The organism is Micromonospora sp. C97 (genome assembly GCF_018070385.1).
GTDB lineage: Bacteria > Actinomycetota > Actinomycetes > Mycobacteriales > Micromonosporaceae > Micromonospora > Micromonospora parva.
Genome location: NZ_JAGPXU010000015.1, coordinates 116,527 through 124,586 on the forward strand (window position 1 = coordinate 116,527; position 8,060 = coordinate 124,586).

At 72.3% G+C, this 8,060-nt stretch carries 8 protein-coding genes; 6 read left to right on the forward strand and 2 right to left on the reverse strand.

All coding sequences use genetic code 11. From position 1 onward, the window contains the following. Positions 1 to 38 precede the first annotated feature (38 nt). Entirely contained in the window at positions 39 to 911 is an 873-nt protein-coding gene (locus KBX26_RS20455) for an aldo/keto reductase (RefSeq protein ID WP_030334372.1), read from the reverse strand. 243 nt (positions 912 to 1,154) lie between these two features. Between KBX26_RS20455 and KBX26_RS20460 the strand changes: the two genes are divergently transcribed. The 4 genes from KBX26_RS20460 to KBX26_RS20475 all read left to right on the forward strand — a co-directional run bounded on the left by KBX26_RS20460 (position 1,155) and on the right by KBX26_RS20475 (position 5,630). Then, positions 1,155 to 1,517: a YciI family protein gene (locus KBX26_RS20460; RefSeq protein WP_030334370.1), complete on the forward strand. Its 363-nt coding sequence runs from the start codon at positions 1,155 to 1,157 to the stop codon at positions 1,515 to 1,517. A gap of 131 nt (positions 1,518 to 1,648) precedes the next feature. After that, positions 1,649 to 3,031 carry an FAD-binding oxidoreductase gene (locus KBX26_RS20465; RefSeq protein ID WP_210866178.1) on the forward strand — a complete coding sequence of 461 codons (1,383 nt, stop codon included), beginning with the start codon at positions 1,649 to 1,651 and terminating at the stop codon, positions 3,029 to 3,031. Positions 3,032 to 3,300: 269 nt separating this feature from the next. Beyond that, complete coding sequence (gene pyk, locus KBX26_RS20470; protein WP_030334367.1) at positions 3,301 to 4,749, forward strand: pyruvate kinase; 1,449 nt, start codon at positions 3,301 to 3,303, stop codon at positions 4,747 to 4,749. Beyond that, positions 4,746 to 5,630 carry an acyl-CoA thioesterase II gene (locus KBX26_RS20475; protein WP_030334365.1) on the forward strand — a complete coding sequence of 295 codons (885 nt, stop codon included), beginning with the start codon at positions 4,746 to 4,748 and terminating at the stop codon, positions 5,628 to 5,630. The genes pyk and KBX26_RS20475 overlap by 4 nt, the downstream gene beginning before the upstream one ends. A 45-nt stretch (positions 5,631 to 5,675) precedes the next feature. Here KBX26_RS20475 and KBX26_RS20480 read toward each other — a convergent pair whose 3' ends face one another. Beyond that, positions 5,676 to 6,344, reverse strand: a complete 669-nt coding sequence (locus tag KBX26_RS20480) for a YceI family protein (RefSeq protein ID WP_210862556.1) — start codon at positions 6,342 to 6,344, stop codon at positions 5,676 to 5,678. A gap of 268 nt (positions 6,345 to 6,612) precedes the next feature. Between KBX26_RS20480 and KBX26_RS20485 the strand changes: the two genes are divergently transcribed. Beyond that, on the forward strand, positions 6,613 to 7,077 hold the full coding sequence (locus KBX26_RS20485; protein ID WP_030334362.1) for an Rrf2 family transcriptional regulator: 465 nt from the start codon (positions 6,613 to 6,615) through the stop codon (positions 7,075 to 7,077). A 118-nt stretch (positions 7,078 to 7,195) separates the two neighbouring features. Further along, positions 7,196 to 8,060, forward strand: an 865-nt coding sequence (locus KBX26_RS20490) for a sulfite exporter TauE/SafE family protein (protein WP_210866179.1), incomplete at its 3' end; no start/stop codon positions are given.

The window sequence follows — 8,060 nt, forward strand, 5'->3', positions numbered from 1 at the left end:
CGTCCGGGTCGACTGGTTCGGCGGCGTCCGGGGAGCGGTCAGCTCGCCTTGGCGAGCGCCTCGAACTCGTCGTCGGTGAGCCGCACGTCGGCGGCGCCCACGTTCTCCTCCAGGTGCGCCACCGAGGACGTACCGGGGATCGGCAGCATCACCGGTGAGCGGCGCAGCAGCCAGGCCAGCGCGAGCTGGGCGGGCGACGCGCCGTGCGCGGTGGAGATGGCGTCCAGTGGGCCGCCCGGGCGGGCCAGCTCACCGGTGGCGATCGGGAACCACGGGATGAACGCGAGGTCGTTGCGCTCGCAGTACTCCAGCACGTCCTCGGCGCTGCGGTTGGCCAGGTTGTACAGGTTCTGCACCGACACGATGTCGGTGATCGCGCGGGACTCCTCGATCTGCGCGACGCTCACCTCGGACAGCCCGATGTGCTGGATCTTGCCTTCCTCCCGCAGCAGGGCCAGCTCACCGAGCTGATCGGCGAGCGGCACCTTCGGGTCGATCCGGTGCAGCTGGTACAGCGGGATGCTGTCCAGGCCGAGGTGGCGCAGGCTCAGCTCGCACTGCTGGCGCAGGTACTCGGGGCGGCCCAGCGCCCGCCAGTCGCCGGGGCCGGAGCGGCTCAACCCGGCCTTCGTCGCGATGACCAGGTCATCGGCGTACGGGTGCAGGGCCTCCCGGATCAGCAGCTCCGAGACGAACGGCCCGTACGAGTCGGCGGTGTCGATGAACGTCACGCCCAGCTCGATCGCCCGGCGCAGCACCCGGACCGCCTCGGCCGGGTCCTTCGGGTCACCCCAGACACCCGGACCGGTGATCTGCATGGCCCCGTAGCCGAGCCGGTTGACGGTGACGTCGCCACCGATCCGGTACGTGCCGGACGCCTTCGCGGGTTGCTCACTGATATTTGTTGCCATTGCCCGATCCCCAATCGTCTCGTCGTGGCGGGCGTGGACAGCGCGGGCGTGAAGAGCCCACCCGCCACCGATGGATCATCCCCCGGAACTCCGCTGCCATGCCGCCGGTCGGTCGAGTGTGGGCGCGGACACGCCGTGGGCGCGCCGAGCCGAGTTGCCGGGAAGCACCCGGTACGACCGGGGTGTCCGTGCGACGCTGGCCGGAGCCGGTGCGTTTCCGGCGCGACGGCGGAGGGAGCACCCATGGGAGTGCCGCAGGTCAACTTCGCGCTCGACACGTACGAGTGCATCGTGATCTATCCCGGCGCGGCCGGGCGGGCCCTGCCCGCCGAGACGGTGCAGCGGTTGCAGGCCGAGCACACCGAGCACATGCAGGCGTTGCAGCGACGCGGCATCATCCTGGTCGCCGGCTCAGTGGACGGGCCGGCCCGCGAGCCGGATCCGCCGATCGGGTTCGGGCTGGCCCGCACCGGCAGCGTCGACGACGTCCGCAGCGTGCTGGAGGCCGACCCCGCGGTGCAGGCCGGGCTCTACCGGGTGGAAGTGCTGACCTTCCTCTGCCCGGCGGGTTCCCTGGAGTTTCCGCTGGTCAAAGCGGGGAGCTGAGCAGCCGTCCATCGGTGGCTGTCGTGATGGCGACGGCGCTCGCCCGCCTGCCGGTGCTACGGTCGCGCCCTGCGCGGGCCGCCGCCGGGGCGTACCCGGTGTCGTGGGTCGGCCCCGGTCGAGGAGTCGCCATGACCTCCGCCGCCACCGGTGATGTCGCATCCGCCGCCGCCCGACTACGTGCCCTGCTCGGCGACCAGCTGCACGAGCCGGGCGATCCCGGTTACGCCGCCACCACCCAACTCTGGAACGGTGCGGTGGCGCGGACGCCCGCGCTGGTCGCCCACTGCCAGGAGGCCGACGAGGTGGCCGAGGCGGTCCGCGTCGCCGCCCGCTGCCACCTGCCCGTCTCGGTCCGCTCCGGCGGGCACGACTGGGCCGGCCGGGCCCTGCGCGACGGTGCCCTGGTGCTCGACCTGACCGGGCTGCGCGCCGTCCGGGTCGACCCGGACGCGCCCACGGTGACCATCGGCGGCGGCGCCACGGCGGCCGAGCTGCTCGCCGCCGCCCGCCCGTACGACCTGGTGGTGCCGACCGGCGTGGTCGACGCCGTGGGGATGGCCGGGCTCACCCTCGCCGGCGGGTACGGCCCGCTGTGTGGTCGGTTCGGTCTGTCCCTGGACAGTCTGCTCGGCGCGCAGGTGGTTCTCGCCGACGGCCGCCGGGTCACCGCCGACCCGCGCCACGACGCCGAGCTGTACTGGGCGCTGCGCGGCGGCGGCGGGAACCTCGGCATCGTCACCGAGCTGCGGTTCCGCGCGCACCGGCTGCGCGGGGTGCTGGCCGGCATGATCATGTTCGCGCTGTCCGAGGCCCCGGCCGTCCTGCGCGGCTATGGCGCGCTGGTCGCCGAGGCGCCGGACGAACTGACAGTGATGGCCGGCTTCCTGCCCGGCCCGGCCGGCGAGCCGGTGATCTTCGTCTGCCCGTTCTACAGCGGCCCGGACCTGGACGCCGGGCTGCCGTGGATGGACCGGCTGCGCGCGCTGGGCACCCCGCTGGTCGACCAGATCGGCCCGATGCCGTACGCGGACGCGCTGCGGATGTTCGACGGCGGAATGGTCGACGGCAACCACTACCTGCTGCGGACCCGATGGCTGCCCGCGCTCACCGACAGCACCGTGGGCACGCTCGTCGACGCGGCCCGGCAGGTCACCTCGCCATTCTCCGCGCTGGCAGTGCACCACTTCCACGGCGCGGCCACCCGGGTCCGACCCGCCGACACAGCGTTCGGACTGCGTGCCGACCACCTGATGACCGAGATCATCGCGGTGTGGGCGCCGTGCGAGCCGGCCGGCCCGCACCAGGAGTGGGCCGAGCGGACCTCCGCGGCGCTCGCCCCGCAGGCCCTGCCCGGTGGTTACCCCAACCTGCTCGCCCCGCAGGAGACCGACCGGGTCCGGCTCGCCTACGGCGCGAACTGGGCGCGGCTGCGCCACGCCAAGCGCCGCTACGACCCCCGTGACCTGCTGCACGCGGTGCCGACCCTGCCGCCCTCGGTGCACCCGGAATGAGCCGCCGCCTGCCGCTCTCGGTGCACCCGGAATGAGCCGCCGCCTGCCGCCGTCGGGGCGTCCGGAGTGAGCCGCCGCCGGGAGCACCCCGACAGCGCACGCCACCGGAGGCGTACGATTCCCGGCGCGCGGTCGCTGATGCCCGTCGCCACAACGTTCCCGGTGCGGTTCCGCCCGCCGGCCCGACGCGCGCCGCGCGTCGTTGGACACATGTTCCGCTGCCTGCAAGGGGTCGGACCCGAGTCCGACCTGAAGGAGAGACTAGCCTGATGGGCGTGACACGCCGCGCGAAGATCGTCTGCACTCTTGGTCCCGCCACCTCGTCCCCGGAGCGCATCCGGGGTCTCGTCGAGGCCGGCATGAACGTGGCGAGGCTGAACTTCAGTCACGGCAGCCACGCCGACCACGAGGCGGTCTATCGACTGGTCCGGGAGGCGTCGGAGGCAGCGGGTAAGCCGGTCGCCGTCCTCGCCGACCTGCAGGGCCCCAAGATCCGGCTCGGTCGGTTCGCCGACGGCCCGCACGAGTGGCGCACCGGTGACTCGGTCGTCATCACCGGCGACGACATCATCGGCACCAAGGAGCGGGTCTCCTGCACCTACCGCAAGCTGCCGCAGGAGGTGAAGCCCGGTGACCGGCTGCTGATCGACGACGGTCGGGTCGCCGTCGAGGTCACCGACGTCACCGGCAACGACATCCGCTGCCTCGTCACCGAGGGCGGCCCGGTCTCCAACAACAAGGGCGTGTCGCTGCCCAACGTGGCGGTCAGCGTGCCCGCCATGTCGGAGAAGGACGCCGAGGACCTGCGCTTCTCCCTGGGTCTCGGTGTCGACCTGGTGGCGCTCTCCTTCGTCCGCTCCGCCGAGGACATCAAGCTCGTGCACGGCATCATGGCCGAGGAGGGCGTGTTCCGGCCGGTGCTGGCCAAGGTCGAGAAGCCGGAGGCGGTGGAGCACCTGGAGGCCATCGTGCTGGCCTTCGACGGCGTCATGGTCGCCCGTGGTGACCTCGGTGTCGAGATGCCGCTGGACGAGGTCCCGCTGGTGCAGAAGCGCGCCGTGCAGCTGTGCCGGGAGAACGCCAAGCCCGTCATCGTGGCCACCCAGATGCTCGACTCGATGATCGAGAACTCCCGCCCCACCCGGGCGGAGGCGTCCGACGTCGCCAACGCGGTGCTCGACGGCGCGGACGCGGTGATGCTCTCCGGCGAGACCAGCGTCGGCAAGTACCCGGTGCTCACCGTCAGCACCATGGCCAAGATCGTGACGACCACCGAGGCCGGTTCGATCGGGGTGCCGCGGTTGCAGCACGACCCGCGTACCCACGGTGGCGCCCTCACCGTCGCCGCCTCGTCGATCGCCCGGGCCATCAACGCCAAGGCGCTCGTCGCCTTCTCGCAGACCGGTGACACCGTGCGCCGGCTGTCCCGGCTGCACTGCGACCTGCCGCTGCTGGCCTTCACGCCGGTCCCCGAGGTGCGCGACCAGCTCGCCCTCACCTGGGGCGTGGAGACCTTCCTGATGCCGTTCGTGCAGCACACCGACGACATGTTCCGCCAGGTCGACCAGGCGCTGCTCGGCCTCGACCGGGCCAACCCCGGCGACTACGTGGTGATCGTGGCGGGTAGCCCTCCCGGCACCCCCGGCTCGACCAACACGCTGCGCGTACACCAGCTCGGCTCGCTGGTCGACGCCGCGTCGGCGCGGGCGCTGCAGTGAGCGACGGTCGGGTCGCGGTCGGCCAGGCGGCGGTGGACCAGCTGCTGGAGGTGCTGGACCTCGATCCGACCGGGGAGATGACCTTCCGGGGGATGAGCCCCCCGGTCGGCCCACAACGGGTGTACGGCGGCCAGGTTGCCGGCCAGGCCCTGGTCGCCGCCGGCCGCACCGTCGACCCGGAGCGGTTCGTGCACTCGCTGCACGGCTACTTCGTCCGCCCCGGCGACCCGGTCGAGCCGATCGAGTACCAGGTGGAGAACATCCGCGACGGGCGGTCCTTCTCGGTCCGCCGGGCCGTCGCCCTGCAGCACGACAAGCCGATCTTCTTCATGTCGGCGTCGTTCCAGCGGGCCGAGGAGGGCCTGGACCACCAGGTCACGGCCCCGCTGGACGTCCCGATGCCGCAGGACGTGCCGACGATGAGCGACCGGCTCTCCCGCTACCCGGAGCGGCTGGGCATCTGGGGTCAGATCCCGCGTCCGATCGACGTGCGTTACGTGGGTGAGCCCGGCTGGGTCCGCCCCGGCGACCGGCCCGCCGACCCGCACCAGCGCGTCTGGATGCGCATCGACGGCAAACTGCCCGACGACCCGCTGCTGCACGCCTGCGCGCTCACCTACGCCTCGGACCTCACCCTGCTGGACTCGGTGCTCTCCGCGCACGGCGAGGTGTGGGGGCCGGGCGGGTTGGTCGGCGCGAGCCTGGACCACGCGCTGTGGTTCCACCGGCCGTTCCGGGCCGACGAGTGGTTCCTCTACGACTGTTTGAGCCCGTCCGCGTCCGGCGCGCGCGGGCTGGCCACCGGCCGGATGTTCACCACTGACGGCCGGCAGATCGCCAGCGCCGTCCAGGAGGGTCTGCTGCGCCGCGTCGGCGCCTGACGCGTCCACCCATCCCCGCCAGGCTCCTGGCGGGGATGCGGCGGGTCAGGCCTGGTAGATGGCCTCTCCGGCGATCTCGATCTGCACCGTCTTGCCGACCAGCACCCCGCCGCTCTCCAGGACGACGTTCCAGAGCAGGCCGTAGTCCTCGCGGTTGATGCTCGCCGTCGCGCTGAATCCGAAGATGTTCTGCCCGTACGGATCACGACGAGCGCCGCCGAAATTCACCTCCAGGTCGACGGCCCGGGTGATTCCCTTCACGGTCAGCTCACCGGTGAGGACGAATCGTCCGGGAATACCGTCGGACTGCGGCGGAACAATGTGACTCCGGCCTCGTCCGCCCAGCCGGTGGTTGCGCAGGCGCGCCCACTGGAATATGGGGTCCTCGTTGCCCTGCCATGTGATACCGGTGCTTCGATATTCGAGGGTGGGAAAGCGCTCCACGTCGAGGAAATCGGCACTCTTCAGATGCGTGTCCCGATCGACGCTCCCGGTGGTGATGCTCGCCGACATGATGGTGGCCGTCACCGAGGAGAGCAGCGGGTCCTCGGCGACGGTGATCTGCGCAGTGGCCTCGGCGAACTCGCCGCGTACCGGGCTGACCATCATGTGCCGGGACAGGAAACCGATCCGCTTGTGCGCCTGATCGAGAAGATAGGTGCCGGCGACCGGGATGGTCATGCCATCCCAGGTGCGGGTCGCGATATCGGTCATCGTGTTGCCTTCCCCCCGAGCGGACCCGGGTGTTTATCAATATGTTGCTGGCGGCCGGGTAAAGGGCCGGACATTCGTCTTCACGCCCAGCATAGGGACGCTCCGGGCCGGCATTTCGGCCGCCACCGCGCGGTGGATCATGACGGGCCGCACCGGTCAGTTCCGGCGGCGCGCGTCGGGTGCCGGCGGCGGCACTTTTGATCGATGCGTGGCCGATCGGCCGAGGGTCGCCCGCCTGCCCGGTTGACCAGGGACTAACCTTGCCGGCATGCGCCTCTCCGCCCGGGTCGACTATGCCCTCCGCGCGGCCGCCGAGCTTGCCGCGACGGCCAGCGGTCCCGGGCGCGGCCGACCGGTCACGGCCGACCAGATCGCCCGTGCCCAGGAGATTCCGCCGAAGTTCCTGGAGAGCATCCTGCTGCAGCTGCGCCGGGGCGGCATCGTGCACGCCCAGCGCGGCCCGGAGGGCGGCTACTGGCTGGCCCGCCCCGCCGAGGAGATCTCCCTCGCCGAGGTGATCCGGGTGATCGACGGCCCCCTCGCCCACGTCCGCGGGCAGCGCCCCGAGCAGCTCGGCTACCACGGCCCGGCCCGCGCCCTCCAGGAGGTCTGGATCGCGCTGCGGGCGAGCGAGCGGGAGATCCTGGAACTGGTGAGCGTCGCCGACGTGGCAGCGGGCGCGCTACCCGCGCGGGTCACCGAGCTGGCCGCCGACCCGCGCGCCTGGATCTGATCGCCGGCCCACCACCCGGATCGGCGTCACCCGGGCGCTGACCCGGCGCGTCCCATCCACCGATCGGGGGCTTGACCCTGGCTGCCCCATCCCGCATTGTCGACCAAGTCGATAGGAGATGCCGAAAAGTCAGGGGGCGCTCGTGCGCAAGCTGTTGGTCCTTGCTCTGGTCGGGCTCGTCGCGCAACTGATCGATGGTTCGCTCGGCATGGCGTACGGCTTGACCTCCTCCACGCTGCTGCTGGTCGCCGGGGTCGCCCCGGCCGCCGCCTCGGCCTCGGTGCACCTGGCCGAGATCGGCACCACGCTCGCCGCCGGCGTCGCGCACTGGCGGTTCGGCAACGTCGACTGGCGGGTCGTGACCCGCATCGCGCTGCCCGGCGCGATCGGCGCCTTCGCCGGCGCCACAGTGCTCAGCTCGATCTCCACCGAGGCCGCCGCGCCGTGGATGGCCGGCATCCTCTTCACGCTCGGCGCGTACCTTCTGGTCCGCTTCGCCCGCCCGCTGCGCACCGACCGGGTCGGCGGACGGCTCCGCGGTCGTTTCCTCGGCCCCCTGGGCCTGGTCGCCGGTTTCGTCGACGCGACCGGCGGCGGCGGGTGGGGCCCGGTGGCCACCCCGGCGCTGCTGGTCTCCGGCCGGATGGAACCCCGCAAGGTGATCGGCTCGGTGGACACCGCCGAGTTCGTCGTGGCCGGCGCGGCCAGCATCGGCTTCCTGATCGGGTTGGGCTCGGAGGGGTTCCTGCTGCCCACCGTCGCCGCGCTGCTCATCGGCGGGCTCATCGCCGCCCCGCTGGCCGCCTGGCTGGTGCGTATCGTGCCCGCCCAACTGCTCGGCGCCGCGGTCGGCGGGGTGATCGTGCTGACCAACGCCCGCACCCTGCTCCGCTCCGCCGAACTGGGCGGCCCCGCCCGCCCCGCCGTGTACGCGCTCCTGGCCGCCGGCTGGCTGGCCGCCCTGGTGCTGGCCGTGCGCGCCC